This window comes from Amycolatopsis sp. NPDC041971 (assembly GCF_055588925.1).
In genome coordinates, this window is sequence record NZ_JBVJCE010000003.1 from 251,777 (window position 1) to 276,642 (window position 24,866).

The 24,866-nt window shown below is 68.1% G+C and carries 23 protein-coding genes; 8 read left to right on the forward strand and 15 right to left on the reverse strand.

What is annotated here, in order from left to right; all coding sequences use genetic code 11:
* Window positions 1-36: 36 nt before the first annotated feature.
* Together ACZ6DT_RS09445 and ACZ6DT_RS09450 are read right to left on the reverse strand one after the other, a co-directional pair.
* On the reverse strand, window positions 37-1,590 hold the full coding sequence (locus ACZ6DT_RS09445) for an acetolactate synthase large subunit (RefSeq protein WP_465591841.1): 1,554 nt from the start codon (window positions 1,588-1,590) through the stop codon (window positions 37-39).
* Between the two features lie 11 nt (window positions 1,591-1,601).
* Window positions 1,602-2,984, reverse strand: a complete 1,383-nt coding sequence (locus ACZ6DT_RS09450) for an FAD-binding oxidoreductase (RefSeq protein WP_465591185.1) — start codon at window positions 2,982-2,984, stop codon at window positions 1,602-1,604.
* A 189-nt stretch (window positions 2,985-3,173) separates the two neighbouring features.
* On the opposite strand from ACZ6DT_RS09450, the gene ACZ6DT_RS09455 reads away from it, so the two are divergent.
* Window positions 3,174-3,965, forward strand: a complete 792-nt coding sequence (locus ACZ6DT_RS09455) for a Calx-beta domain-containing protein (protein ID WP_465591188.1) — start codon at window positions 3,174-3,176, stop codon at window positions 3,963-3,965.
* Here ACZ6DT_RS09455 and ACZ6DT_RS09460 read toward each other — a convergent pair.
* Window positions 3,949-6,936, reverse strand: a complete 2,988-nt coding sequence (locus ACZ6DT_RS09460) for an AfsR/SARP family transcriptional regulator (protein ID WP_465591191.1) — start codon at window positions 6,934-6,936, stop codon at window positions 3,949-3,951. The two genes, ACZ6DT_RS09455 and ACZ6DT_RS09460, sit on opposite strands and share 17 nt — an antisense overlap.
* Before the next feature lie 149 nt (window positions 6,937-7,085).
* Here ACZ6DT_RS09460 and ACZ6DT_RS09465 point away from each other — a divergent pair, with 149 nt between their 5' ends.
* Window positions 7,086-8,072, forward strand: coding sequence for a hypothetical protein (locus ACZ6DT_RS09465; RefSeq protein ID WP_465591194.1), 987 nt, complete (start codon window positions 7,086-7,088; stop codon window positions 8,070-8,072).
* A gap of 60 nt (window positions 8,073-8,132) precedes the next feature.
* Here the strand turns inward: ACZ6DT_RS09465 and ACZ6DT_RS09470 are convergent, their stop codons facing one another.
* Window positions 8,133-8,630 carry a DUF3830 family protein gene (locus ACZ6DT_RS09470; RefSeq protein ID WP_465591197.1) on the reverse strand — a complete coding sequence of 166 codons (498 nt, stop codon included), beginning with the start codon at window positions 8,628-8,630 and terminating at the stop codon, window positions 8,133-8,135.
* On the reverse strand, window positions 8,630-9,880 hold the full coding sequence (locus ACZ6DT_RS09475; RefSeq protein WP_465591200.1) for an aspartate aminotransferase family protein: 1,251 nt from the start codon (window positions 9,878-9,880) through the stop codon (window positions 8,630-8,632). The genes ACZ6DT_RS09470 and ACZ6DT_RS09475 overlap by 1 nt, the downstream gene beginning before the upstream one ends.
* Window positions 9,881-9,968: 88 nt before the next feature.
* On the opposite strand from ACZ6DT_RS09475, the gene ACZ6DT_RS09480 reads away from it, so the two are divergent.
* The 3 genes from ACZ6DT_RS09480 to ACZ6DT_RS09490 all read left to right on the forward strand — a co-directional run bounded on the left by ACZ6DT_RS09480 (window position 9,969) and on the right by ACZ6DT_RS09490 (window position 13,602).
* Window positions 9,969-11,432 (forward strand): NAD-dependent succinate-semialdehyde dehydrogenase, encoded by a 1,464-nt coding sequence (locus ACZ6DT_RS09480; RefSeq protein WP_465591203.1) that lies wholly within the window; start codon window positions 9,969-9,971, stop codon window positions 11,430-11,432.
* The gene (locus tag ACZ6DT_RS09485) at window positions 11,429-12,490 is read left to right on the forward strand and encodes a tartrate dehydrogenase (RefSeq protein WP_465591206.1); all 1,062 of its coding nucleotides are present in this window, start codon (window positions 11,429-11,431) and stop codon (window positions 12,488-12,490) included. The genes ACZ6DT_RS09480 and ACZ6DT_RS09485 overlap by 4 nt, the downstream gene beginning before the upstream one ends.
* Window positions 12,491-13,125: 635 nt before the next feature.
* Window positions 13,126-13,602 carry a DUF4262 domain-containing protein gene (locus ACZ6DT_RS09490; protein ID WP_465591209.1) on the forward strand — a complete coding sequence of 159 codons (477 nt, stop codon included), beginning with the start codon at window positions 13,126-13,128 and terminating at the stop codon, window positions 13,600-13,602.
* A 4-nt stretch (window positions 13,603-13,606) separates the two neighbouring features.
* Here ACZ6DT_RS09490 and ACZ6DT_RS09495 read toward each other — a convergent pair whose 3' ends face one another.
* From ACZ6DT_RS09495 to ACZ6DT_RS09505, 3 genes are read right to left on the reverse strand one after another with little or no spacing between them, the layout of a single operon-like run.
* Window positions 13,607-14,299, reverse strand: a complete 693-nt coding sequence (locus tag ACZ6DT_RS09495) for a GntR family transcriptional regulator (protein ID WP_465591212.1) — start codon at window positions 14,297-14,299, stop codon at window positions 13,607-13,609.
* Window positions 14,300-14,302: 3 nt separating this feature from the next.
* Entirely contained in the window at window positions 14,303-15,073 is a 771-nt protein-coding gene (locus ACZ6DT_RS09500) for a maleate cis-trans isomerase family protein (RefSeq protein ID WP_465591215.1), read from the reverse strand.
* Between the two features lie 44 nt (window positions 15,074-15,117).
* Window positions 15,118-15,858, reverse strand: coding sequence for a maleate cis-trans isomerase family protein (locus ACZ6DT_RS09505; RefSeq protein ID WP_465591218.1), 741 nt, complete (start codon window positions 15,856-15,858; stop codon window positions 15,118-15,120).
* A 98-nt stretch (window positions 15,859-15,956) separates the two neighbouring features.
* Here ACZ6DT_RS09505 and ACZ6DT_RS09510 point away from each other — a divergent pair, with 98 nt between their 5' ends.
* Together ACZ6DT_RS09510 and ACZ6DT_RS09515 are read left to right on the forward strand one after the other, a co-directional pair.
* A complete protein-coding gene (locus tag ACZ6DT_RS09510; protein ID WP_465591221.1) occupies window positions 15,957-16,946 on the forward strand; it encodes a D-2-hydroxyacid dehydrogenase in 990 nt (329 codons plus the stop codon).
* 7 nt (window positions 16,947-16,953) lie between these two features.
* Window positions 16,954-18,330 (forward strand): amidase, encoded by a 1,377-nt coding sequence (locus ACZ6DT_RS09515; protein ID WP_465591224.1) that lies wholly within the window; start codon window positions 16,954-16,956, stop codon window positions 18,328-18,330.
* A gap of 53 nt (window positions 18,331-18,383) precedes the next feature.
* On the opposite strand, the gene ACZ6DT_RS09520 is transcribed toward ACZ6DT_RS09515, so the two are convergent.
* The 7 genes from ACZ6DT_RS09520 to pqqA all read right to left on the reverse strand — a co-directional run bounded on the left by ACZ6DT_RS09520 (window position 18,384) and on the right by pqqA (window position 23,457).
* A complete protein-coding gene (locus ACZ6DT_RS09520) occupies window positions 18,384-19,604 on the reverse strand; it encodes an MFS transporter (protein ID WP_465591227.1) in 1,221 nt (406 codons plus the stop codon).
* Complete coding sequence (locus ACZ6DT_RS09525; RefSeq protein ID WP_465591229.1) at window positions 19,601-20,119, reverse strand: helix-turn-helix domain-containing protein; 519 nt, start codon at window positions 20,117-20,119, stop codon at window positions 19,601-19,603. Before ACZ6DT_RS09525 ends, ACZ6DT_RS09520 begins: the two co-directional genes overlap by 4 nt.
* A 268-nt stretch (window positions 20,120-20,387) precedes the next feature.
* Entirely contained in the window at window positions 20,388-21,251 is an 864-nt protein-coding gene (pqqB, locus tag ACZ6DT_RS09530) for a pyrroloquinoline quinone biosynthesis protein PqqB (RefSeq protein ID WP_465591231.1), read from the reverse strand.
* Entirely contained in the window at window positions 21,248-22,330 is a 1,083-nt protein-coding gene (gene pqqE, locus ACZ6DT_RS09535; protein WP_465591233.1) for a pyrroloquinoline quinone biosynthesis protein PqqE, read from the reverse strand. Before pqqE ends, pqqB begins: the two co-directional genes overlap by 4 nt.
* The gene (gene pqqD / locus ACZ6DT_RS09540) at window positions 22,321-22,593 is read right to left on the reverse strand and encodes a pyrroloquinoline quinone biosynthesis peptide chaperone PqqD (protein WP_465591235.1); all 273 of its coding nucleotides are present in this window, start codon (window positions 22,591-22,593) and stop codon (window positions 22,321-22,323) included. The genes pqqE and pqqD overlap by 10 nt, the downstream gene beginning before the upstream one ends.
* A 2-nt stretch (window positions 22,594-22,595) precedes the next feature.
* Window positions 22,596-23,276: a pyrroloquinoline-quinone synthase PqqC gene (pqqC, locus tag ACZ6DT_RS09545; protein ID WP_465591237.1), complete on the reverse strand. Its 681-nt coding sequence runs from the start codon at window positions 23,274-23,276 to the stop codon at window positions 22,596-22,598.
* An 85-nt stretch (window positions 23,277-23,361) separates the two neighbouring features.
* Window positions 23,362-23,457, reverse strand: a complete 96-nt coding sequence (pqqA, locus tag ACZ6DT_RS09550) for a pyrroloquinoline quinone precursor peptide PqqA (RefSeq protein ID WP_007033797.1) — start codon at window positions 23,455-23,457, stop codon at window positions 23,362-23,364.
* A gap of 315 nt (window positions 23,458-23,772) precedes the next feature.
* On the opposite strand from pqqA, the gene ACZ6DT_RS09555 reads away from it, so the two are divergent.
* Window positions 23,773-24,759, forward strand: a complete 987-nt coding sequence (locus ACZ6DT_RS09555; protein ID WP_465591239.1) for a PQQ-dependent sugar dehydrogenase — start codon at window positions 23,773-23,775, stop codon at window positions 24,757-24,759.
* The last annotated feature ends 107 nt before the right edge of the window (window positions 24,760-24,866 follow it).

Consider the following 24,866-nt stretch of genomic DNA (forward strand, 5'->3'; position numbering starts at 1 on the left):
GCGACGAAGAGACACGTCGCACGGAGGGTGCCGCGCTCAGAACAGCGTCGGGACGATCGCGTCGATCAGATGCGGTCCCGGCTCGGCGAGCGCGCGCTGGAACTGCTCGGCCAGCTCTTCCGCGGTCGTCGCCCGGGTCGCCGGGACGCCCATGCCTTCGGCGATCTTGACGAAGTCCATGTCGGGCCGGGAAAGGTCGAGCAATTCGTTCGCCTTGGGCCCGTTGGCGTCCGCGCCGACCCGCTGCAACTCCAGCCGGAGGATCGCGTACGCGCGGTTGTTCAGCAGGACCGTGGTGACGTTGAGGTTCTCCCGCGCCTGCGTCCACAACGCCGAAATCGTGTACAGCGCGCTGCCATCGGACTGCAGGTTGATCACCGGCCGGTCCGGCGCGGCGACGGCCGCCCCGGTCGCGACCGGCATGCCGTAGCCGATCGCGCCGCCGGTCAGGGTCAGCACGTCGTGCCGGGGCGCGCCCGCGGTCGCGGCGGGCAGCAGCAGGCCGGAGGTGTTCGCCTCGTCCGCGATGATCGCGCGTTCCGGCAGCAGGGCGCCGATCACGTCGACCCAGTTCTGCGGCGTCAACGGCCCGGACGGCAGCGCGGGCCGGGCGGCCTCCTGCAGCACGGGCTCCGTCTCTGCCGCGACAAGGGCCGCGACGTCGTTCAGGGCGCGCGGCACGTCCTGACCGACTTCGGCCAGCACGTGGACCTGCGCGCCTTCGGGAACCAGGTTGCTCGCCTTGCCGGGGTAGGCGAAGAACGACACGGGCGCCTTCGTCCCGGCGACGATCACGTGCTTGATCCCGTCGAGCTGGTACGCGACCTGCTCGGCGAGGTAGCCCAGCCGCTCGATCGTCGGCAGTCCTTCGCCACGCTCGAGCCGGGCGGGGAAGGTCTCGACGAACGCCTTCACCCCGGTCGCGCCGGCGATCCGGCTGGTCGCGAGCAAGCCGGACGCACGGCAGCCGCCGCCACCGACGAGCAGCGCGACCGGTTCACCACTGGCCAGCACTTCGGCGATGTTCTTCACCGTCGTCGCGTCGACCGCCTGCGGGCTCCGCGGTGGGACGGGCGCGCAGGTCTCGCCGCCCTCACCCCAGGACACGTCGGCGGGGAGGATCAGCGTCGCGATCTGCCCGGGGGCGTCCTGGGAGGCCGCGACCGCCGCGGCGGCGTCGGCACCGACGTCCTTCGTGTGCTCGGAACGGCGGACCCAGCCTTCGAGCGAACCGGCGACGGCTTCGATATCCGATTCGAGCGGGGCGTCGTACTGCTTGTGGTAGGCCGCGTGATCACCGATCACGTTGACGATCGGGGTGTGCGCGCGGCGCGCGTTGTGCAGGTTCGCCAACCCGTTGCCGAGACCGGGGCCGAGGTGCAGCAGCGTGGCCGCCGGTTTGCCGGCGATCCGCGCGTACCCGTCCGCGGCACCGGTGACGACGCCTTCGAACAGGCCGAGCACGCCGCGCATCTCGGGCACGGTGTCGAGCGCGGCCACGAAGTGCATTTCCGAGGTGCCCGGATTCGAGAAGCACACATCGACGCCGGCGTCGACGAGCGTGCGAACCAGGGACTGGGCGCCGTTCATCTCACTCACTTTCAAACCCTCTCAGCGAAAAGAACGCCGGGGTTGAGGATCCCGGCCGGGTCGAAGCTTTCCTTGATCCGGCGCATCAGCGCGATCTTCGCCGGGTCCTCGAGCTCGAGGAAGTAGCCGGATTTGGCGCGTCCGAGACCGTGCTCGCCGGAGATCGCGCCGCCGAGTTCCATACCGAGCGCGAAGATGTCGGTCAGCAATTGCTTCCGCTTCTCCGGGTCCTTGCAGAAGATGGCGAGGTGGACGTTGCCGTCGCCGGCGTGCCCGCAACCGAGCGCGCCCGCCTCACGCGACAATGCCATTTCCCTGGCCTTGCGCAGGAACTCGGGCATGGCGGACCGCGGGACCACCACGTCGATGACGTCGTCGGCGCCGGCCGCCTTGGCCGTCCAGAACGCCTTCTCGCGCGCCTCGATGAGCTTGCGCGCCGAAGCGCCTTCCAGCACGTACACGTCCATCGCGCCGACATCGCCCAGCAGCCCGCCGAGCTCTTCGACGTCGGCGTGCAGCCGGTCGTTGTCGCGGTTTTCCAGCGCCACCACCAGATACGCCTGCGCCTTGTCCCGGATGGCGTCCGGGACACCGAGGCTGAGCTTCTCGTTGTAGCTGATCGCCGCGAGCGTGAGGTTGTCGATGTATTCGAGGATGTGCGGCGCGAGTCCGCTGGCGAGGATCTTCGGGACGACGGTCATCACCTCGTCGAAGGTCTCGAACGGGGCGAACACCGTGGCGCCGTGGGGCAGGCGCGGATACAGCTTCACGATGACCTCGGTCGCGATCGCGAGGGTGCCTTCGGAGCCGATGATCAGCTGGGTCAGGTCGTACCCCGTCGACACCTTCGAGGTCTTGCCGCCGGTCCGGATGATCTCACCGGTGGGCAGCACGGCCTGCAGGCCCACGACGTTGTGCCGCGTGACGCCGTACTTGACCGCGCGCATACCACCCGCGTTCGTCCCGACGTTGCCGCCGACGCTCGCGCTCAGCTCCCCGGGGTAGACGGTGTAGCCGAGTCCGGCTTCTGTGGTCTTTTCGTCCAATTCGGACAAGGTGACGCCCGGCTGGACGACGGCGACGTGGTTTTCGGTGTCGATCTCCAGTACCGCGTTCATTCGCTCGAAGGAGATCACCAGGCTGTCCTCACGTGGCCGCGCCCCACCCGAAAGCCCGGTGCCCGACCCTCGCGCGGTGACGGGCACGCCGTGTTCGCTCGCCGCCTTGAGCAGCTCCGCGACCTCTTCGGCGCTTCCCGGTTTCGCCAGGTGGGCGGGCCTCTGTGCGGAGGTGGTCAAAGCCTCGTCGTGTGCGTAGTCCTCGGGGATCGCCTCGCCTGACAGCAAGTTCGCGTCCCCGACGATCTCGGCGAACCGTGCCGCAACATCGCCCATCGACTGCCCTTCCTCACGCTTCTTTGCCTGGTTACCGAAGCGTAGTACGTCGTGGGCGAGGATGGCCATGAATCATTTTCATGTTTGCTTGCCGGTGGTCACAACCTCACGACAACCTCACTCGGTTACCCATGTCGCAGCGGGCCGCGGCGGCCCGCCGGAAGGGGTGGACGCTCGATGAGAACGAAGATGAGACGGATCGCGACGCTGGGGGCGGCGCTCGCGGTCGCGTTCGGGTTCGCGGTACCAGCGGCCGAAGGCGGAGAAACGGGTTGCACCGCTCCCGTGGTCAACGTCGGCGGGGTCAGCCAGGCCGAGGGAACCAGCGCCGGATACACCACCCTTCTTTTCACCGTTTCGCTCGCCGATGGCGGCTGCGCGCCGCGGGGCTCGGTCGAATACCGGACGATCGAGGGCAACGGCTCGCCGGTCGACCCGGCGTTCATCGCGAAGGAAAGCGTCGATTACCTGCCGAGCGCGGGCACGCTGACCTGGTCCGGGACGGCGGACACGCGAACCGTCGCGGTCAGGGTCCGCGCCGACTCCCTCGTGGAGAACGACGAGATGTTCTCCCTGCGCCTGTACGGCGAGAAAGGCCTGCGGATCGGGCACAGCGTCGGCGTCGCCTGGGTGGCCGACGACGACGCCACCGGGAACCCGCCGCTCGCCACCACTCAGGAAGGCGAGATCTGCTGGTCGATCCCGCCCAACTTCGCGCCGGGCACCGGTTGCAGGGTGCCGGTCGTGCTGTCCCGGCCGTGGCTCGCGGGTCCGCTCACGATCCGCTACCGCACCGAAGGTTCCGCTCACGTGCCGGTGGAGGACGGTGTCGTCACCTTCCGGCCCGGTGAGACCAGGGGATACGCGGAGTTCACGGTCTTGTCCGGTCAAACGGGGAAGGCGCGGGTCGAGTTCTTCGAGCCGTCGCAGGGCAAGCTCGTGTACGGGACCTCGACCGTGGTGATCAGCTCCGGCCGGTGACGAGGTCGGCGTCGGCCGTCGCGTTCGCCCGCCGGTACAGCTCGATCGCTCGAGCCCAGTGGGCGGCCGCGGCGGCCGTGTCACCACACCGTGCCTCCAGGTCACCGAGGTCGCGGTGCAGGTGCGCCTCCTCGTACGGATCCGGGACGCCCGCCCGGACGGCGACACCGCGCTCGAGGTGTTCCCGCGCCGCCGCCAGATCACCGAGCCCCAGGTGGGCGCGGCCGAGCCGGTCGAGCGCGGCCGCCTCACTGTGCCGGTTCCCGACGTCCCGGCTGATCAGCAGCGCCTGGTCGAAATCGTCCCGCGCGGCCCCGAAATCCCGGCGGGCGAGGTGGACCTGGCCGGCGTGCAGCAGCGATTCCCACTCCTGCCACCGGTCGCCGATCGCCCGGGACGCGGCCAGCGCCTTGCCGAGATGGTCCAGCGCGACGTCGTGATCGCCGAGTTCCTCGTAGGCCTCGCCGAGCGTGTCGAGGGTGGCGGCTTCCAGCCGCGCGTTGCCGAGCGCGCGGAACGTCTCCAAGGCGTCCGTCAACGGGTTGAGACCGTCCATCGGCTGGCCACGGCGGATGTAGGCGTGGCCGAGGTTGCGCTGGGACAGCGCGCGCCCGAGCCGGTTGCCCGCCGAGGTGCACCGCTGGACCGCGAGCCGGTACGCGGTGATCGCCTCGTCGAACCGGCGCAGCGCGGCGTAGGCGTTCGCGGTGTTGTTGTAGATGTGCCCTTCGCCTTCGAGATCACCGGCCGCTCGGGCGGCCTTCAACGCGCGGGCGTTCGTTTCGAGTGCGTCCGTCAGCCTGCGGGTCATGAAGTAAGCCGCGCCCAGCGCGCGCAGCATTTCCGCCTCGGCCAAGGGATCTTCGAGCTCGGCCGCCGCCGCGGCCCCTTCGCGGCAGAGCCCGATCCGCTCGTTCCAGCCACCCGTGGTGTCGTAGAAACTGGTGAGCAGGTAGGTGAGCTGCCAGGCGGCGGTGTTGCGGCCGTGTTCGCGCGCGAACCGCACCACGGGTAGCAGATTCGCGCGTTCGGCACTCAGGAACGCCAGCGCCGAACGCCTTTCCGCCGGGAACGGCCGCCCGGGTGGCGGGTGGCACAGCGCCGGGGTGACCAGATCGCGGTTCGGGTCGATGACCCGGTTCGCCTCGGCGGCCACGTGCAGGTACCAATCGATCAGCCGGTCCGCGGCCTCGGCGCGGCTCGACGTCGTTTCGTCGGCGCGGGCGCACGCGACGGCGAACTCGCGGATCAGATCGTGAAGGCGAAAGCGATCCGGACCCGCCGGGGTGATCAGATGCGCGGCGGACAGTGCGGCGGCCGCGGTTCGCCCCGCTTCGACGGGCACCCCGCACAACGCGCTGCCGAGAGCGGAGCTGAACGAGGCCCCCGGGATCAGCCCGGACAGGCGGAACAGCCGAGCGGGCGCACGGTCCAACGGCAGGTAAGCGCTCGCGAGGACGGTTTTGACTGTCCGGGAATCTCCCTGTACCGCAAGGGTTTCCAGTCGACCGACGCCGGTCAGTTCGTCGGTGAGTTCCGCGATCGGCCGGCCCGGTTCACCGGTCAGGCGCGCGGCGGCGATCCGCAGCGCCAGCGGCATCCCGTCGCACAGTCTGGCCAGCCGCGCGGCCTGCGCGGGTTCGCGAGCGACCCGTTCGGCGCCCAGCACCCGGGTGAGCAGGGTCATCGACTCCGGGTCGGCCAGCGCGTCGAGGGCGAACACGCGGACGGCGTGCCTGCTGCCGAGCGCGGCCAGGGTTTGCCTGCTCGTGACGATCAGCATCGCCTTCGCCGTGCCGGGGACGAGGGGGAGGATCTGGTCGACGCCACCCGCGTTGTCGGCGACGATCACGCAACGCCTGCCGTGCAGCAAAGAACGGTAGAGCGCCGCGCGTTCGGCCGTCGCGTCGGGCAGCCGATCGTCGGGGAGGCCGAGTCCACGCGACAAATGCGCGAGCGCGTCGCCAGGTGAGAGTGCTTCGTGCGGATCATGCCCGGCGAGGTCGAGGAAGAGCTGACCGTCGGGGAAGCGGTCCGCGATGCGGTGCGCCCATTGCACGGCCAGCGCGGATTTGCCCATCCCGGCCGCGCCGGAAATGACCACGACCGGTGGCTCGGGTTCGTCGAGGAGCGTGTCGAGCGAAGCTAGTTCCTGTTGCCGTCCGGTGAAATGCCCGACACGGGCCGGGAGTTGCGCGGGCGCGGTGCCCCGCGCGGGTGCGTCGAGTTCCGGCGCGCGCCGCAGGATCGACGTGTGCAGTTCGACCAGTTCCGGGCCGGGATCGACGCCGAACTCGTCGGCCAGCCCCCGGCGCACGACCCGGAACGTCTCCAACGCCTCGGCATGTCTTCCGCAGCGGTGCAGGGCGAGCATGTGCAGCGCGGCGAGCCGTTCGCGGTACGGCTGCTCGGCCCGAAGCCGCGGAAGCTCCCGGAGGACCTCCTCGTGTTCGCCGAGCCTGAGTTCGGCGTCCCAGAGTTCTTCCCAGGCCGACAGCCGCAATTCCTGAAGGCGTTCGACTTCGCGTTGGCCCCAGCCGTCGAGTTCGGCGTCCGCGAAGGCTTCGCCGCGCCAGAGCCGCAATGCCTCACGCAATGCCGCCACCGCTTGGCCGGGATTGCTCCGCTTGGCGGCACGAAGTTCCTCTTCGAAGCGAAGAGCGTCGACTGAGGACGGTGCGATCGCCACGACGTACCCGGGCTTGCGTGTCAGCAGGACCGGCGGGAATCCGCAGTCCTCCAGTGCCTGCCGGATCCGGGCGACATGGCTGTGCAGGGTCTTCACCGCGGTGCGGGGCGGATCCTCACCCCAGAGCACGTCGACCAGCCGGGGGATCGGGACGACCGAGCCCGCGTGCAGGGCGAGAACGCCGAGCACGGCTCTCTGGCGGGCGCCGTGCAACTCCGCCCGCCCGGTGGGGCCGATCGCTTCGACCGGGCCCAGCACCCGTAATTCCCCTGGCCCGGGCACCCTGCTCCCTCCGGCATGTGACCTCGGTGAGCGTATCCGGGCGAAGACCCACCGAAATCGGCCAATTAGGGCACACGATCTCGACAACCCCGCCACAACCGGTCTGGCCGACGGTCAACGGATCGACCGTTTCGCTCAAGGAGGGGTACATGATCAGCAGAAATCCGCGGCGCCGCCGAACGCTGCTCGCCTCGGCCGTCTTGGCCGCCGCGACGCTGTTCGCGGGTGTCGCACCGGCGGTGCAAGCCGCGCCGGAAGCCCGCAGCGACGTCTTCATCCGGGACAACGGATCCGATGTCGGGTTCGAACCCTCGGCCGGTTCGCTCTACTCCAGCCCCGACATCCGGGTGTGTTTCTCGGCGACGATCCTCTGCGCGACCGACGACCCGATCGTCCAGGGGAGCACCGCCTACATCCATGTCACGCTGAACAACCCCGGCCCGTACGGGGACGGCCTCGAGAAGGGGACGCTGCAGGTCTACTACACGAAGCAAGGCACCGTGGCCCAGTGGTCGAGCCAGTGGAACTACATCGGTTCGGCCACCAACGTGAGCGTGCCCTACGGCACCAAACGGGTCGTCATCCCGTGGAAGGTCCCGATCGGCTCGCACTTCTGCCTGCTGGCGCGGTGGCTTTCGCCGACGGACCTGCCGACCGAAGGGCTGAGCACGTCGACGAACGCGCGGAACAACAACAACATCGGCTGGCACAACGTGAACGCCGTACCGTTCAAGATCAAGGTCCCGGTGCTCCGGCCGATCGTGTTCGGCTGGGACGGTCGCGAGCCCACGGCGGTCGGTGACATCGTCTTCACGCAGCCGGGCAGGCCGTTCACCGGCCCGGGACGGATCACCATCGACCTCGGACCCGACCTCGCCGCACGCTGGCGGGCGGGCGGCGCGAAGGGTGAGGGCGTCGAACGGGTCGGTGAAACCGAGCTGGCCATCGTGAACCCACAGCAGGCCCGGATCAGCGGTCTGACGTTCAAGTCGGGCGAACAGGTGGACGCCAAGTTGAGCTTCACCGCCGGAGCCGAGGCGGCCGGTGGGCAGTACACCGTCCACGTGACCCAGGTCGACCAGCGTGGTGAAGAGGTCGGTGGCGTCGAATACCGGCTCACCGAAGCGCGACAGTAGCCAGGGAGGGGTGCCGGCCCGTGGGCGGTGAGGGGTGGGAACCCGCACCGCCCACGGGTTTCACGCGCGTGCGAACGAAAGCGTCTCGCCCTCCACACCTCGCAGCCAGAGGTCCTTGGCGGCTTCCGCCATTTCGGCCAATCCCTCTTCGATCGTCGCGAACACGTTGCCGGGTACCCAGCCCGCGTCGCCGTTGATCAACAGGTTGTTGCGGCCGTAGAAGATCGCGAGATCCGTCGCGCCCTGGTCGCTGTGGGCCTCACTGCCTTCGTCGTAGCCGTATGCCGGGTTGCCGATCTCCCACGACTCGAACCCGAAGTACACGACATCACCCGGAATCGGGGTCACCGTGGGATTTTCGCGGCCCGGTTTCGGCTCGGCGAAGGGCGGAACGAGGGTGTAGACCTCGTTGCGCGCGTACTTCGCGTGGTAGGCCGAACCGCTCTGCGGCAACGCTTCCCATACCGCTCGGCAGGTCCGCGGGGCTTCGGCGTCGAGCAGCCGGGCCCGGCAGGACACTCCGCGCTTGTCGAGCGTGATCGTGATGTAGCGGGCCATCACTCGACCTCCGCCACGACGTCGCCCCAGATCCGCAGTGCCTCGTCGACCTGCTCGGAGTCGACGATCAGCGGCGGCACCATCCGCACGACGTTCATGTACGCCCCGCACGTCAGCAGCAGCAACCCGTTGGCGGACGCGGACTTCTGGGCCTCCTGGGCCTTCGCGGTGTCCGGCTCGCCGTCCGGCGTGGTGAACTCGGAACCGACCAGCAGCCCTAGCCCGCGGACGTCGCCGATCGACGGTGACTTCTCCGCGATCGCCCGGACGCCCTCCAAGAGCTGCCGCCCCCGTTCGGCGGCGTTCTCGACGAGACCCTCCTGCTGGATCACTTCGAGCGTGGCGATCGCCGCCGCGCAGGCCACCGCGTTACCGCCGTAGGTCCCGCCCTGCGAACCGGGAAGCGCCTTCGCCATCAGCTCCTCCGACGCGGCGATGCCCGAAATCGGGAAGCCGCTCGCGAGACCCTTCGCGATGAGCACGATGTCCGGGCTCACCCCGAAATGCTCGTGCCCCCAGAACCTGCCCGTCCGGCCGAAGCCGGTCTGGATCTCGTCCATCACCAGGAGGATCCCGTGCTTGTCGGCGCGTTCCCGCAGCCCGGCGAGGAACTCGCGGTTCGCCGGCACGTACCCGCCCTCGCCGAGTACCGGCTCGATGAAGAACGCGGCCGTCTCGTTCGGCGAGCAGACCGTCGCGAACAGGTAGTCGAGCTCGCGCAAGGCGAACTTCGTCGCGGTCTCCTCGTCCCAGCCGTAGTGGAAGGCGTAGGGGAACGGCGCGACGTGCACCCCGGACATGAGCGGCGAGATACCGGCGCTGAACCGGGTGCCCGACGTCGTCATCGTCGCCGCCGCGACGGTCCGGCCGTGGAACCCGCCCTGGAAGACGATGACGTTGGGCCGCTTGGCCGCCTGCCGCGATAGCCGGAGCGCCGCCTCGACCGCCTCACTGCCGGAATTCGCGTAGAAGAGGGAGTTCAGACCCTCCGGAAGGACACCGCCCAGCTTCTCGGTCAGCTCGAGCATCGGCCTGTGCATGACCGTCGTGTACTGCCCGTGGATGAGCTTGCCGATCTGCTCCCGCGCCGCGCTCACCACGTGCGGGTGGCAGTGGCCGGTGCTGGTCACGCCGATACCGGCGGTGAAATCCAGGTGACGTTTGCCATCGATGCCATAGAGGTACACCCCTTCACCGTGGTCGACCACGACCGGCGTTGCCTGCTTGAGCAGCGGTGATAGCTGGGCCATGGGCTGCACTCCTAGGTCGGCTGAGCTGTTGTCGATTGTTGACAATATCCATAGCATGGCTTTCGGGACAACATGGAGGAGCGTTGGGATGAGCTCGATCAGTGAGGCCGGCGTAGTCAAGGCGGTCGGCAAGGAACTGTTCATCGGCGGCAAATGGGTGCCCGCCACGGACGGGAAGACCTTCCCCGTTCTCGACCCCTCGACAGGCGAAGCGCTGTGCGAGGTGGCCGACGCGTCACCGGCGGACGGTGCCAGCGCGCTCGACGCGGCCGCCGCCGCACAGGCCGGCTGGGCGAACGTCGCCCCGCGTGAACGCGGCGAGATCCTGCGCCGCGCCTACGAACTGCTGATCAAGCGTGCCGATGAACTCGCGCTGTTGATGACGCTCGAGATGGGCAAGCCGCTCGCGGAATCGAAGGGCGAGGTCACCTACGCGGCCGAGTTCTTCCGTTGGTTCGCGGAAGAAGCCGTCCGGATCGACGGCGGCTACGCCGTCGCGCCCAACGGGTCAGGCCGGTTCCTGGTGACGAAGCAGCCCGTCGGGCCGTGCCTGCTGATCACTCCGTGGAACTTCCCCATGGCGATGGGCACCCGCAAGATCGGTCCCGCGGTCGCGGCCGGCTGCACGATGATCATCAAACCCGCTGCGCAGACCCCCCTTTCGATGTTGGCCCTCGCGGCGATCCTCGCCGAAGCGGGATTGCCGGAAGGCGTGCTGAACGTGCTCACGACGTCGGACTCCGGCGGCGTGATGGAGCCGCTGATCCGGGACGGCCGTGCCCGGAAGCTGTCCTTCACCGGCTCGACCGGCGTCGGGCGGAAGCTGCTGGAACAGTGTGCGGACAAGGTGCTCCGCACCTCGATGGAACTCGGTGGCAACGCCCCCTTCCTCGTCTTCGAAGACGCCGACCTCGACGCGGCGATCGAAGGCGCGATGACCGCCAAGATGCGCAACATCGGCGAGGCCTGCACGGCCGCGAACCGCTTCTATGTCCAGCGAAGCATCGTCGGCGAGTTCTCCCGGCGCCTCACGGAGCGCATGGAGGCCTTGCCGATGGGTCGCGGCACCGAGGAAGGTGTGGTCGTCGGTCCGCTCATCGACCAAGCCGCGGTCGAGAAGGTGGGCGGACTCGTCGCCGACGCCGTCGATCGAGGAGCACGCATCCTGACCGGTGGGTCTACTGTGGATGGTCCGGGCAACTTCTATCAAGCGACGGTGCTCACCGACGTGCCCAAGGACGCCAGGCTCGCTTCGGAGGAGATCTTCGGGCCAGTCGCCCCGATCACTCCGTTCGACAGCGAAGACGAGGCCATCGCGGCGGCGAACGACACCGAATTCGGTCTCGTGTCCTATGTGTACACCTCCGATCTCAAGCGGGCGCTTAGAGTTTCGGAACGGTTGGAAGCCGGCATGATCGGCCTCAACCAAGGGCTGGTCTCGAACCCGGCGGCGCCGTTCGGCGGGATCAAGCAGTCCGGGCTCGGTCGTGAAGGTGGCACTGTCGGCATCGAGGAGTTCCTCGAGACCAAGTACATCGCGGTGGCTCTGTGACTTCTTCTTATCGGATCGCGAGCATTCCCGGCGACGGGATCGGTGTCGATGTGACGGTCGAGACCCGCCAGGTCCTCGACCGCGCGGCGGCCTCGCATGGCTTCTCCTTGTCCTGGAAGGAGTTTGACTGGAGTTGTGAGCGGTACACCAAGACCGGCTCGATGATGCCCGACGACGGTATCGCGCAGCTTTCCTCTTTCGATGGGATCCTTCTCGGCGCCGTCGGCTTTCCCGGCGTTCCGGACCATGTGTCGTTGTGGGGTCTCCTCATCCCGGTGCGGCGGGCGTTCAGCCAGTACGTCAACCTCCGGCCGGTCCGCCTGCTGCCGGGGACGACTTCGGCACTGGCGGGCCGCGGCGCCGAAGAACTGGAGATGGTGATCGTCCGGGAGAACTCCGAGGGCGAGTACTCGGAGATCGGTGGCAGGCACAATCGTGGTCTGGGGAACGAGTTCGTCTTACAGGAATCCGTGTTCACGCGGATCGGGGTGGAGCGGATCATCCGCTACGCCTTCGAGTTGGCGAAGACGCGGAAGGGCCGGGTGTGCTCCGCGACCAAGTCCAACGGACTCATCCACTCGATGCCGTTCTGGGACGAGATCTTCGCCGCAATCTCTTCGGAGTATCCGGACGTGCACGCCGAACAGTGCCATGTCGACGCGCTCGCCGCGCGGATGGTGCAGGCGCCGGACCGGCTTGACGTCGTGGTCGCTTCCAATCTCTTCGGCGACATCCTGAGCGACCTGGCGGCGGCCGTGACGGGCGGGCTCGGAATGGCGCCTTCGGGCAACATCAATCCAACCGGTGAGCTTCCTTCCATGTTCGAGGCGGTCCACGGCAGCGCTCCCGACATCGCCGGCCAGGGCATCGCGAATCCGGTGGCGCAGATCCTGGCGGGGGCGATGCTGCTCGACCATCTCGGGGAAACCCTGGCGGCACAGGATGTTCGCGCCGCGGTGGAGAAGGTTCTCGAGGAGGGGACCGTGCGAACCCCTGACCTCGGCGGGAAGTCCACCACCGCCGAACTCGGGTCCGCGGTGGTCGCCGCTCTATCTTGAACCATCCGCATAGGGGTGTGTCAAGTCCCAGCAAGTCCTGAACGGTCCATTCATTACTTTCGGATAGGGCTTTTATGTACAGGTAGGCCCCTTTCCTTGCGTTAGGCGCAAGGAAAGGGGCCTACCTGTACTCAAGGCGGTCGTGGCGTTTCGGGTGCGGCAGACTCGACGTCGCCACGGTCCGGGCGGCTCGTTCGGTGCTCTTGATGTGGCGTCGGACCCCTTAGTGCTTCAGCCGTCGAAACTCCGCAGGTCCTTCAGGGCGCCCCCACGTCGCTTCATCGCACGACTTTTCCTTGCCTCTTCACAAAAAGGTGGTTGGGAGGAGTGGTGACGGCAGTCGAGGAGCAAGGCAAAGCCAGCCGTTTGGGAGCGTCGGCTCCCTGTAAGTAGCCCCGGCGAGCACATGCCGATAAGGGTCGCGGAGGTAAAGCCTCGGCAAGCCATCGCGCAGGCTGTGCGCCCGCTCTCGGTAACCGGCAGAATTTCTCGAACAACGCGAAAATGGTGCGCTGAAAGGGAAACTCGCCGCGAAAGGATCGTCCATCGCGTGTGCGCCACCCCGGGCCGTGAGTTTTTGTCGGTGCCCCGGTGCACAGTGTCGATCATTGGATTCGACGACTGGAGGAGTGCCGATGTGCTGGCATTGCGACAACCCCGGGAAGAGCCGCAGCGACTACCTCATCGAGGAGGTCCGTCCGCTGATCCGGAAGTACGGCTGGATGGTGCAGACGGTCGAACGCGGAAGCGCGCAACCCCGGTTCGCGTACACGGTCGGGCTCACCGACGCCGGGCTGCCGGAACTCGTCGTCACCGGACTGAGAGAGCGAAGATCCGGGCAGCTGCTGAACTATTTCGCGCAGCAGGTGATCCGGTCGGGGCCGCCGGAACCGGGTGAGGTGCTGCCCGCCGCGGTGGGATGGCCCGCGTTCGAGGTCGTTCCGCTCAGTTCGCCGTCGGCGCATCTGGTCACCGCCGTGCTCATGTACGGCGAGGATTTCCGTGCCCTGCAATTGGTCTACGAGGATGAGCATGGCAATTGGCCGTGGGACAGGGAGTTCCGCGGTGGAACGGGCGGACAGCCGGTGCTGGGGGCGCGGGGCCGTGGCTGAATCTCTAAGGCACCGCGGGTGCTTCGCCCACTCGCAGGCTGGTTCCCGGGGCCAGTCGCTGGACGGCGTCCTCCATATGGGCTTCCAGCAGCGACAGCGCGGTCTCTTCGTCGCCCGCCCGCAGGGCCTCGATGATCCTGGTGTGCTCGGTGACCCGTTCTTCGACCTGCTGGTAGGTCGCCTGCAGCGCGGTGAGGCACATCCGGGTCTCGATCAGCAGGGTCCGGGCCATCCGAACGAGTCGCTTGCTGCCGGAGGCGGCGATCAGTGCCTCGTGGAACCGGAGGTCGGCCCAGGAGAGCGCGGTCGGATCGTCGTCGTCCGCGGCGGCGGCCATGGCGCTCACGGCCTGTTCGAGTTCGGTGGCGACCCGTTCCCGGTCACCGCGCAGCGCCCGCAGCATCGCGGCACGCTCGATGGCCGAGCGCGCCGAGTAGATGTCGTAGACGTCGCCGGGTTCGAGGTCGATCACGAACAGGCCGCGGTGCCGTTCGCTGCGCAGGAGCCCTTCGGAAACGAGGTGCTGCATCGCCTCTCGCAGCGGTCCCCGCGAAACCTGGAACCGGGAGGCCAGATCCGTTTCGCCGAGCTGGGTGCCGGGAGGAAGAGCGCCGGTCATGATCGCGTCCCGCAGCTGGCGCGCGATGATCCCGGCGGTGGACTCCCGGCTGACCGGCTCGATTTGCGGCAAGGACATGATTCAGTCGCCCCTTCTCCCGAACAGCGCACCCAGCGTGCGGACGAGCGGCGACTTCCCGGTGAGTCGCAGTCCTTCCCAGACGGTGACCTGGTTGGCGGTCAGCACCGGCTTGCCGAGTCTGGTCTCGAGAGTGTTGATCTCGCCGAGCGTCCGCATGGCGGTGTCGGGGACGAGCAGCGCGTCGGCGGCCGGGTGGTCGCGGCTCACGGCGAGCTCGATAACGGCTTCCGGGCCGAGCTCGCCGACCTCGGCGGCGGTGTCGATGTCCGCGCTGCCCATCGAGACCACTTCGACCCCGCCCGCGCCGAGGAACTCGACGAACAGCCGGGCGATGTCGTCCGGGTAGCTGGCGGCGACCGCGACCCGCCGCACACCGAGGGCCTGAGCGGCGTGGACGAAGGCGAAGGAGGTGCTCGACGCCGGGACACCGGCGACGGCCGCCAGCCGGTCTGCCTGGTCGCGGGCGCCTTCCCAGCCGTAGACGAAACTGCCGCTGGTGCATGCCCAGACCACCGCGTCCGGTTCGTGTTTGGCCAGCAGCGCGGCGCCGTCGGCGAGCCGGCCTTCGCTGCCGAGGTCCAGGAGTTCCGGCACGGCGTGCAGGTCGGTTCCGTAGATGTGCTCGACCGGCAGCTTGATCCCGGCCATGTCCCCGCCGAGGAGCTGTTCCGCGAGCGGGTAGTCGTCTTCGGCCGCGTGATCGGGGTAGATGAAGCCGATCGTGGTCGTCTCGGACGGCGGCTCGGGTGGGGTGAGCGGCGTGATGGGCACGGGACCTCCGGAGGGCAGATTGTCGACAATCGTAGGGGAAGAGGTCAGTCGACCTCTCGCAGCCACTTGCCGGGACCGACGATCGGCAGGTTCATCCGCCGGAGGCAGGCCCACATCGTGAGCTGATTCGCGGTGAGGACGGGTTTGCCGAGCGCGCTTTCGAGCGGCTCGATCAGATCGTAGGTGGGGAGGTTGGTGCAACTGACGAAGATGGCCTCCGCGTCGGCGTGGTCGGCGGCGAGGATGCGCTCGGCGATGGTCCGGTAGCTGACCTTCCAGATGCCACCGCCCAGGCCGAGATGGTCGCTGGAGACGGTACGGACGCCGAGTTCGGCCAGGAAGTCGTGCAGCTTCGCGGTCAGGTCGCCGTCGTAGGGCGTCAACACCGAGACCCGGCGAAGGTCGAGCCGGTGCAGGACCTCGGCCAGCGCTCCGGACGTGGTGACGGCGTCCGTCGCGCCGGCGTCGCAGATCGCCTTGGTCAGAGAACGTTCGTAGTCCACACCGTTGACGAAACTTCCGGAGGTGCACAGATAGGCGACGACTTCGGGTTCCACGTGGAGCACGTCTCGCGTGGCGGCGGCGAGATGCCTGCTGTCACTGACGAGCTGGGCCATCTCCATGCTGACGGGGACGGGCTCGTACGGCGTCCGCGCCAGGTGGAGGGAGACCTCCATGGGCACCCAGCGCCACAGCTCGCGTTCCAGGGCCAGATCGAAGGGGGCGATCACGCCTATCCCGCGTTGCGCCAACGGGCCTTCGAACTCCAGTAAGTCGAAATCCAAGTCTCAGCCTCCGGAAACTTCTGCTGCCACAGTCCGGTGCTCCGGGGGTCGTTCCTCGGATTGTTGACAATCATACGAGCCACTTTTACGGTGTCAACGTGATCGCCTCGGAGACCCCAGTGCTGGCGGTGCTCTGCGGAGACACGCGCCCACCGGACATGCGCGCTATCGAAGCCGAAGCGGTGGTCCGTTACACCGATGAGGCCGGGCTGGCCGACGCGTTGTCCGGTGCCGACGCGTTCTTCGTCTACGACTTCCTGTCGACCGCCGTCCCGGGTGCCTGGCACGCGGCCGACAGGTTGCGCTGGCTGCACATCGCCAGTGCGGGTGTCGACCCCGTGCTCTTCCCAGGGCTGCAGGAGAGCGACGTCGTGCTCACCAACTCGCGGGGGGTGTTCGACGGCGCGATAGCCGAGTACGTCCTCGGGGTGGTCCTCGCGTTCGCCAAGGATTTCGTCCGTTCGTGGGACCTGCAGCGGCGGAAGCAGTGGAAGCACCGGGAGAGTGAGCGGATCTCCGGTCGCCGGGTGCTCGTGGTCGGCACCGGGCCGATCGGCCGGTCGATCGCGCGGATGGTGCGGGCGGCCGGGATGTCGGTGGCGGGCGTCGGGCGTCGTCCCCGTCAGGGCGATCCCGATTTCGGAGACGTGTACGCCTCTTCCGACTTGGCTCGCCATCTTCCCGAGGCCGACTACGTCGTCGCGGTCGCGCCACTGACCGAGCAGACGAAGGGCATGTTCGACGCAGAGGCCTTCGCCGCGATGAAACCCGGCGCGCGGTTCGTCAACGTCGGCCGCGGCGAACTGGTCGTCACTTCGGACCTGGTCGGCGCACTGCGGGACGGCTCGCTCGGTGGTGCGGCGCTCGACGTCTTCGACACCGAGCCGCTGCCGCCCGAGAGTCCTTTGTGGACTATGGAGAACGTGCTGATTTCGCCGCATATGTCGGGAGACTTCATCGGTTGGCGTAATACTCTGGTAGAGGTGTTCGCGGACAACTTCCGTCGCTGGCGCGCGGGGGAGCCGCTGCGCAACGTCGTGGACAAGCAGCTCGGATACGTGCCGTCGGAGACGCTTCGCCAAGGTTAGGGGCCGGATGAACGACACCAAGTCGACCGCGAGTGAGCTCGTCGCCGCGTATGCCACCGGAGAGCTGTCGCCGGTCGAGGCCACTCAGAACGCGTTGCGGGCCATCGAAGAACATGACGGCGAGACGAACGCGTTCTGCTTCGTCGATGCCGATGGCGCGCTCGAACAGGCGAAAGCGTCCGAAATCCGCTGGCGGGACGGTAATCCGATCGGCTGGCTCGACGGTGTCCCGGCCTCGATCAAGGACATGTTCCTGACCCAAGGCTGGCCGACGCTGCGCGGTTCGCGGTGCATCGACCCGAACCAGCCATGGGACGTCGACAGTCCGGTCACCGCGCGACTGCGGGAGAACGGCTTGGTGCTGCTGGGAAAAACCACGACGCCGGAACTGGCGTGGAAGGGCGTCACCGACAACACGCTGACCGGGATCACCCGTAACCCGATCGACCCGTCGAAGACGGCGGGCGGGTCCAGCGGGGGAAGCGCCGCGGCCGTCGCGGCGGGGATGGGTGAGCTCTCCGTCGGCACCGACGGCGGTGGCTCGATCCGGATTCCGGCCTCGTTCTGCGGAATCGTCGGCCTCAAACCGACGCACGGCCGGATCCCGCTGTTCCCGGCGAGCCCGTTCGGGCCGCTCTCGCACGCCGGCCCGATGGCGCGTTCGGTCGACGACACGGCGCTGCTCCTCGACGTCCTCGCGATGCCCGACCACCGCGACCCGGCCGCGCTCGCCCCGCCCGTCTCGACTTTCCGGGAAGCCGTCCGGCGGGACGTGCGCGGGCTGATCGCCGCCTACTCGCCGACGCTCGGCTTCGTCGACGTCGACCCGGAGGTCGCGGCCATCGTCAAATCGGCGGTCCAGTCGCTGGGTGACGCCGGCCTGCACATCGAGGAGACCGATCCCGGCTTCACCGATCCCAAGCCCGCTTTCGACATCCTGTGGTCGACCGGGGCGGCCAAGTGGCTGGACACCTTCCCCGCCGGTTCGGAGACGAAGGTCGATCCCGGGCTGCGGAAGGTGTGGGAACTCGGCAAGACCTTCTCGGCGAGCGACTACCTCGGTGCCAACGCCGAGCGGGCCGCGCTGGGCATCCTGATGGGCGAGTTCCACACGCGCTACGACGTGCTGATCACGCCGACCCTCCCGATTCCCGCTTTCGAAGCCGGGCACGAGGTGCCGCCGGGCAGCGGCCTGAGCGGCTGGCCGGACTGGACGCCGTTCACCTACCCGTTCAACATGACCCAGCAGCCCGCCGTCAGCATCCCGGCAGGCCGCACCTCGCGCGGCCTGCCGGTCGGCCTGCAGATCGTGGGCCCGCGGCACTCCGACGACCTGGTCCTCGCGGTCGCGAAGCTTCTCGAGGAGGTCCGCCCCTGGCCGTGACCTGCGGAAAGGGAGCAAGGGACCTTTGCTGTCGCTTTCCAGGGGCGCGGGGGTCAGGGCCGGACGGCGTGGGTCTTCCGGACGAGCCCGCGCACCTGGCCGCTGCACAGTGCGAGGCAGGTGGCCGTCACGACCAGGGCGGCGCACGCGAGCAGTGTCGTGCTGACCCCGAAGTGCTGCGCGGCCGGTCCGGCCGCCATCTGACCGAGGGGCAGGGCGATGAAGGAACCGAGCATGTCGTAGGAGTAGACGCGCGCGAGCTTCTCTTCGGGCACGTTCTCCTGCAGCGAGACGTCCCACGCGACCACGAACTGCTCGATCGCCAGGCCGGACACGAACATGGCCGCCAGCAGCAGCGGCAGCCACGGCGCCTGGCCGAGGAGGATCAACGGCGGCGCTTCGAAAAGGATCACCGCGACGCCGACGAACAGCGCGCGCCGCGGCTGCCATCGAGCCACGAGGATCCCGCCGACGAGTGAGCCGATCGTCTGCGCGGCGAGGGCGAATCCCCAGCCGGAGCGGCCGAAACTGCTGTCGGCGACCATGGGACCGAGGACCGCGATCCCACCGGCGATGACCGCGTTCACCACCATGAACTGCACGACCACGACCCACACCCAGGTCCGTGACCGGAACTCGTGCCAGCCTTCGACGAGTTCCGCCAGCGGGCGGCTGCCGGGGATCCGTTCCCGGCGGCTGAGGCGGATACGCCGGTAGGACAGGGCGGAGCCCAGGAACAGCAGCGCGTTCCCGCCGAGGGCCCAGCCGGGGCCGACCGCGGTGACCATGATGCCGCCGAGTCCGGCGCCGGCGATCCGGCCGGAGTTCGAGAGCAGCCTGCCAAGGGCGTTGGCCGGCGCCAGCAGTTCGGCGGGCACCGTCAACGGGGTGAGCGACGCCGAGGCGGGCGCGGAGATCGCGGCCACCGCGCCGTTGGCCACGCTGAGGCCGACCAGCAGCGGGATCGACGTGAATCCACAAAGGACACTCGCCGCGATGACCGCCTGGGTCAGCGTGGCGGCGAGTTCGGTGCCCTGCAGGATCACCGATCGCGGCAGCCGGTCGGCCAGCACCCCGCCGAACAGCAGCAGGATCACACTCGCCACCGAACGCGCGCCCACCACGATGCCGATGTCGATGGCCGAACCGGTCAGGTCGATCACCGCGAACGCCAGCGCGAGCGGGGCGACGGCGTTGCCGAATTCCCCGAACGTGCGGCCGCCGATCAGCCAGCGGAAGTTGCGGTGGCGCAGGGGTTCGCGCAGCGACGTCACGATCGCCTCATCTCGAACAGCGACACCGTCGCGCTGACCGGGATCGTGCCCCGCGTGCGGGGTGGCCGCGCGGCCGAGTGCAGCAGCCTGCTCAGTTCGTGAGCGTGTTCGAGTGCCTTCTCCCAGGTCTTGCGGTCGACCCACATCTCCGCGTCGGTCATCGACGCGCGTTTGTCGAGGACGCGGAACTCGCTGCGGCGCTTGAGCTCTTGGGCCATCGTCGCGAGGAGGAGCTGTTCCTCCCGCGGATTCGTCGACGTGAACCGCGCTCCGGACTCCGGATCGTGCCGATAGCGCTTCGCCAGCCCGCCTCGGATCCGGACCTCCTCGGCGACGTCGAGCAGGCCTGCGTCGTGCAACCGTCGCAGGTGGTAGCTGACATTCGCTTGTGTCTCACCGAGTTCGCGCGCGGCCTCGGCCGCACTCATCGCGACACCGGTCAAAAGCGACAGAATGCGCAGCCGTACGGGATGGGCGAGGACGCGCAGCCCGTCGAGGCTGGGGGACTCGGACATGAAACGAGTATCGGCTGCCGGGCCTTGACCGTCAAACAGTTATTTGGGGGTCTCGTCGGCCGGGAGATCCGGTGTGGTGATCCGCCGTCTGTGCTCTGCTGGAGGTATGCGTACGACGACATTGGGCAGGAGCGGTCTCGAGGTGTCGAGGATCGCTTTCGGCACCTGGCAGCTCGGCGGAGACTGGGTTCGTTCGACGAGGACGCGGCCATCGCCGTGGTCGCGCCGACGCCGTTCCCGTCTCGGGCGCGAGCCCGGAAGGTGTGGCCTAGAGCTTGAACTCGGTCCCGTCCAACGGAAGCGAGGCGCCACCGTCCAGTACGGCGGCGTGCTCCGGTGAGGCCGGATCGATCACCGGGTTCGTGTTGTTCAGATGCGTGTACGCCCAGCGAGGGCCGGGCCGGAGCTTCGTGAGGCTTCCGGTGATCGGCAGATGCCCCATCGCCAGCTGGGCGCCGTCGCCGACCTCGGCCGCGGTGGCGCCCGACATCTCGTCCGGCGCGAAGAAGGTTCCGTCCAGCAACACCAGACCGGCGTCGCGAGTGAACTCGTCGAAGCCGTCCGGCCAGCTCTTCAGGCAAGGCGCGTACACGAGGACGCCACCGGTCTGGACGTCTTCGATCCGGTACGCCACCACCCACGGACCATCCTCGGTGGACGAACGCGCGTACTTCGGCCGTTTGTCGCTCACGGGAAGCACGCTCACCCGCAGACCGTCGATGGTGGCCTCCGACGACGGCAGCCAGTCCCAGCCGCCGTAGCCGTCGATGATCGACCGCGCGGGGAATCGTTCGGACAGGGCGTGCAGGACGGCGTCCGGCGCCCACACCGGAAGTCCGCCCGCTTCGCGCAGCAGAAGCAGCCCGAGGGAATGATCGAGCTCGGCGTCGGTGAGCAGCACCCCGCGCAACGGGATCTCCCTCGGCCCTGGCCCGGCACGCAGTGGCGGTGTGGCGAGGATCTGCGCGCGGATGTCCGGTGACGCGTTGAGCAGGTACCAGCCCTCGCCGTCCGCGCTCACCGCGACACAGTCTTGCGTCCGCGGCGGCGCGTCCGAAACGCACAGCGCGCAGGCGCAGTTCCATTGCGGGAAGCCACCGCCCGCCGCGGTGCCGAGCAGAATCACCCTCATCGTGGCGCCCTCATCACGAGTTCGTCCGTTTCCGGGGGCGTGGCGAGGATGAGATCGACGACGTCACGCCGCGGTGAACGTGAGCACACCGGATCGGTGGCCGCGGCGTCACCGGTGAGCTGGAACGCCTGGCATCGGCAGCCGCCGAAGTCGATCGCGCGCCGTTCGCAGGTGCCGCAGGTGTCCGGCATCCAGTCCTCACCGCGGTAGGCGTTGAAGGAACCGGATTCGTACCAGATCCACGCCAGCGGCTTGTCCCGCACGTTGTCGAATTCCAGCGTCTCGATCGCCGTCGACGCGGGACAGGGCAACACGTTCCCATCGGGGGCCACGGTCAATTGCCGCGCGCCCCAGCCGTACATGCAGGGCTTCGGGTACTGCTCGTAGTAGTCCGCGACGACGTAGATGACCTCCATGCGATCGCGCAGCCGTTCGGTGGCGGCGCGCACGATCGGCTCGGCCTCGTCGAGTTGCCGCCGGGTCGGCATCAGGGCGTCGCGGTTGCGCAGAGCCCAGCCGTAGTACTGCGTGTTGGCCAGTTCGAGCCGGTCCGCGCCCATTTCCTCGGCGAGCTCGATGATCCCGGCGAGTTGATCGTGATTCTGCCGGTGCAGGACGACGTTCACCGAAAGCGGCAGCCCGGCCTTCTTGATCAGTTCGGCGGCGACCAGCTTCCGGTCGTGCGCCCGTGCGCCGGCGAGCCGGTCCGCGCGTCCGGGGGTCGCGCCCTGGACGGACAGCTGGATGTGCGCGATGCCGCGTTCGACGAGATCGTCCAATCTGGACTCCGTCAGACCGAGCCCGGACGTCACCAGGTTCACGTAGCAACCCAGTTTCGTGGCGTGTTCGACCAGGATGGGCAGATCCGGCCTGGCGAGTGGTTCGCCGCCGGACATGTGCACCTGGAGCACGCCGAGTTCGCGTGCCTGTGAGAGCACGGAAAGCCATTCCTCTGTGGACAGTTCACCGTCACGGGCGATCAGCTCGACCGGATTCGAACAGTACGGACAGTGCAACGGGCAGCGGTGGGTCAGTTCGGCCAGCATGCCCAGTGGCGGTGCCGCGGTTTTCAGGTCCATTCGACGATCCGCCGTTCTCCCAGCCGGGCCAGGACGTCCAGGATTTCTTCCGCACGCACACCGGTGTAGCGCTTCCGCAACGCCGAAGCGATCCCCGCGACGTCTTCGACGCCGTCGCAGAGCTTGAGCACGGCGGCGGCGGTCGGATTCGGGACGAGTACGCCTTCGGGGAACAGGAGTACGTGCGTTTCCCTGGTCTGGTCATAACTCAGCCGGACCCCGCGCCGCAGCCGCGGCACCGAGCCCATCTCGAGGGTGCTCATCGCTACTCCTTGGCCGCGGCGCGCTCGATGGCGTCGAGCACGAACCAGAGCACGTCGGTCTTGAACGACAGCGCCGCGATCGCCTTCTCCTGCTGCTCACGGGTGACGGCGTACCGCACGACGATGTCCAGCGTCCCCTTCCCCTCACCGGAGACCTTGTCGATGCGATCGGTGAAATAGGCGAGGTCCTCCGGCGCGATCCACGAATAGTTCGCCAGCATGTCGGCGACCCGCCGCTGCATGAGATGGCCGGCGAACATTTCGGTCAGCCCCGAAGCGACCGCTTCGAGCCAAGGTTTCGTGCGGGCGAAAGTCACGTAGGCGTCGACGGCGAACCGTACGCCGGGGACGACGTGCCGCTGATCGAGAACCTCTTCGCGGTCGAGCCCGACCGCGGTGCACAAACGGAGCCACCGCTCGATTCCGCCGTCTCCGGCCTTGGTCCCGTCGTGGTAGACGATGCGGTCGAGCCATTCCCGGCGGATTTCCGGCAACGGGCAGTTGCTGATGATCGCCGCGTCCTTCTGCGGAAGCACGCATTGGTAGTACCAGCGGTTGGCGGCCCAGATCTTCAGTTCATACTCGGACAGGTCGCCGCGGTGCATCCGCTCGTGGAACGGGTGGGTGCCCCAGTAGCGGTGCGAAAGCCCGTGCAAGGCCGCGATGAAGTCCGACGACGACATGAGGGACACCGTGCTGCCTCCAACGGCTCGCTGATCGAAACGGCGGCCCGGTGGTGGGGGACGGCCCCCACCACCGGACGCGGATTCAGTCCTCCATGCGGGCCGCGTAAGCCGTGACCTCCATGGGGGTTTCGTACTCGACGAAGTCGGGGGTGGTCCATACCTCGATGGTTTCGATCATATCCGCTCCTAACGTCCACATGGGATCGAACAGGGCCGAGCCACCGTCACCCTAGAAGCGGGCCGCCGATTCTGACCAGACGTAAGAACCGACTACCGGAGCTGTTTTGTAAAGTTTCCTACCTATGGCCGATCGAGCCACCCCGATCGTCACGCTCGGCGCACACAACGGTTAACGGCGGGTGCCTCCGATAGCCCGTCCAGTGGTGTCCGTTTCATCCTATGGTGTGTTTGTATCCAACTTGACGGGTGCACCCCGACCACCCGCCTACCGCCGCCATCCGAGCTCCAGGGGTGTAGCTGAAGGAGGCGTCCCATGTCCTTACGTCGTACTCTCGCCGCCACGTTCGCCGCCGCGACGGCCGTGTCGATCGCGGCCGTTCCGGCGGCCGCCGCCGAAGCGCCGTCCGTCCAGGCGATCAGACAACTCGCGAGCGGCCTCAACCAGGCCTGGTCGATCGACTTCCTGCCCGACGGCACCGGGCTCTTCACCCAGAAGGACGCCAGGACGATCAGCAAGATCGACAAGGCGGGCAAGGTCACCACGGTCCAGACCATCCCCGGGGTGAGCGTCACCGCGGAGGCGGGCCTGCTCGGCATCGCCGTCTCGCCGAACTACACCACCGATCAGACGGTCTTCGTCTACTACACGACCAGTTCCGACAACCGGATCGCCAAACTGAAGCTGGGCCAGGCGCCGACGCCGATCGTCACCGGCATCCCGCGTGGTTCGCAGTACCACCACGGCGGGCGGATCAGGTTCGGTCCGGACGGCTACCTCTACGCGGGCACCGGTGACGGCCAGAACGGCGCCAACGCGCAGAACAAGAACTCCCTCGGCGGCAAGGTCCTGCGCGTCACCACCGACGGCGCGGCCGCGCCCGGCAATCCGTTCAACACCCGCGTCTACTCCTACGGCCACCGCAATGTCCAGGGGCTGACCTGGGCGAACGGTCAGCTGTACGTCTCCGACATCGGCGCCAACAGGCTCGACGAGCTGAACAAGATCGAGTCCGGCAAGAACTACGGCTGGCCGACCTGCGAAGGCCCCTGCAACACGGCGGGGATGACCAACCCGGTGAAGGCCTGGCCGACGTCTTCGGCGACGCCGAGCGGGCTCGCGGCCTACAAGGGCTCGCTGTACATGGCTTCGCTCAAGGGCGGCACGTACAAGCTCGACCTGAACGGCAACGGCGGCAAGCTCTGGACCAACCTCGGCCGTACGCGTGACGCGGTCGCCGGTCCGGACGGCCAGCTGTACACGATCACCCCGGGTGCTCTCTACGTCTCCGACGGCAGCTGACCCCTTGACGCGGTTTTTTCTCCTGCCGCTGTGGGTTTGGTGTTGACACACCCCCCCCCCAGAGGAAAAAAGAGGGGGGGGGGGGAGAAAAAAAGGGGAGGGGGGCC

Bases quoted from the DNA above. Each gene is read 5' to 3' on its own strand.
- ACZ6DT_RS09445 (WP_465591841.1), bottom strand. From the start codon at position 1,590: ATGAACGGCGCCCAGTCCCTGGTTCGCACGCTCGTCGACGCCGGCGTC.
- ACZ6DT_RS09450 (WP_465591185.1), bottom strand. From the start codon at position 2,984: ATGGGCGATGTTGCGGCACGGTTCGCCGAGATCGTCGGGGACGCGAAC.
- ACZ6DT_RS09455 (WP_465591188.1), top strand. From the start codon at position 3,174: ATGAGACGGATCGCGACGCTGGGGGCGGCGCTCGCGGTCGCGTTCGGG.
- ACZ6DT_RS09465 (WP_465591194.1), top strand. From the start codon at position 7,086: ATGATCAGCAGAAATCCGCGGCGCCGCCGAACGCTGCTCGCCTCGGCC.
- ACZ6DT_RS09470 (WP_465591197.1), bottom strand. From the start codon at position 8,630: ATGGCCCGCTACATCACGATCACGCTCGACAAGCGCGGAGTGTCCTGC.
- ACZ6DT_RS09475 (WP_465591200.1), bottom strand. From the start codon at position 9,880: ATGGCCCAGCTATCACCGCTGCTCAAGCAGGCAACGCCGGTCGTGGTC.
- ACZ6DT_RS09480 (WP_465591203.1), top strand. From the start codon at position 9,969: ATGAGCTCGATCAGTGAGGCCGGCGTAGTCAAGGCGGTCGGCAAGGAA.
- ACZ6DT_RS09490 (WP_465591209.1), top strand. From the start codon at position 13,126: ATGTGCTGGCATTGCGACAACCCCGGGAAGAGCCGCAGCGACTACCTC.
- ACZ6DT_RS09495 (WP_465591212.1), bottom strand. From the start codon at position 14,299: ATGTCCTTGCCGCAAATCGAGCCGGTCAGCCGGGAGTCCACCGCCGGG.
- ACZ6DT_RS09515 (WP_465591224.1), top strand. From the start codon at position 16,954: ATGAACGACACCAAGTCGACCGCGAGTGAGCTCGTCGCCGCGTATGCC.
- ACZ6DT_RS09525 (WP_465591229.1), bottom strand. From the start codon at position 20,119: ATGTCCGAGTCCCCCAGCCTCGACGGGCTGCGCGTCCTCGCCCATCCC.
- pqqB (WP_465591231.1), bottom strand. From the start codon at position 21,251: ATGAGGGTGATTCTGCTCGGCACCGCGGCGGGCGGTGGCTTCCCGCAA.
- pqqE (WP_465591233.1), bottom strand. From the start codon at position 22,330: ATGGACCTGAAAACCGCGGCACCGCCACTGGGCATGCTGGCCGAACTG.
- pqqD (WP_465591235.1), bottom strand. From the start codon at position 22,593: ATGAGCACCCTCGAGATGGGCTCGGTGCCGCGGCTGCGGCGCGGGGTC.
- pqqC (WP_465591237.1), bottom strand. From the start codon at position 23,276: ATGTCGTCGTCGGACTTCATCGCGGCCTTGCACGGGCTTTCGCACCGC.
- pqqA (WP_007033797.1), bottom strand. From the start codon at position 23,457: ATGATCGAAACCATCGAGGTATGGACCACCCCCGACTTCGTCGAGTAC.
- ACZ6DT_RS09555 (WP_465591239.1), top strand. From the start codon at position 23,773: ATGTCCTTACGTCGTACTCTCGCCGCCACGTTCGCCGCCGCGACGGCC.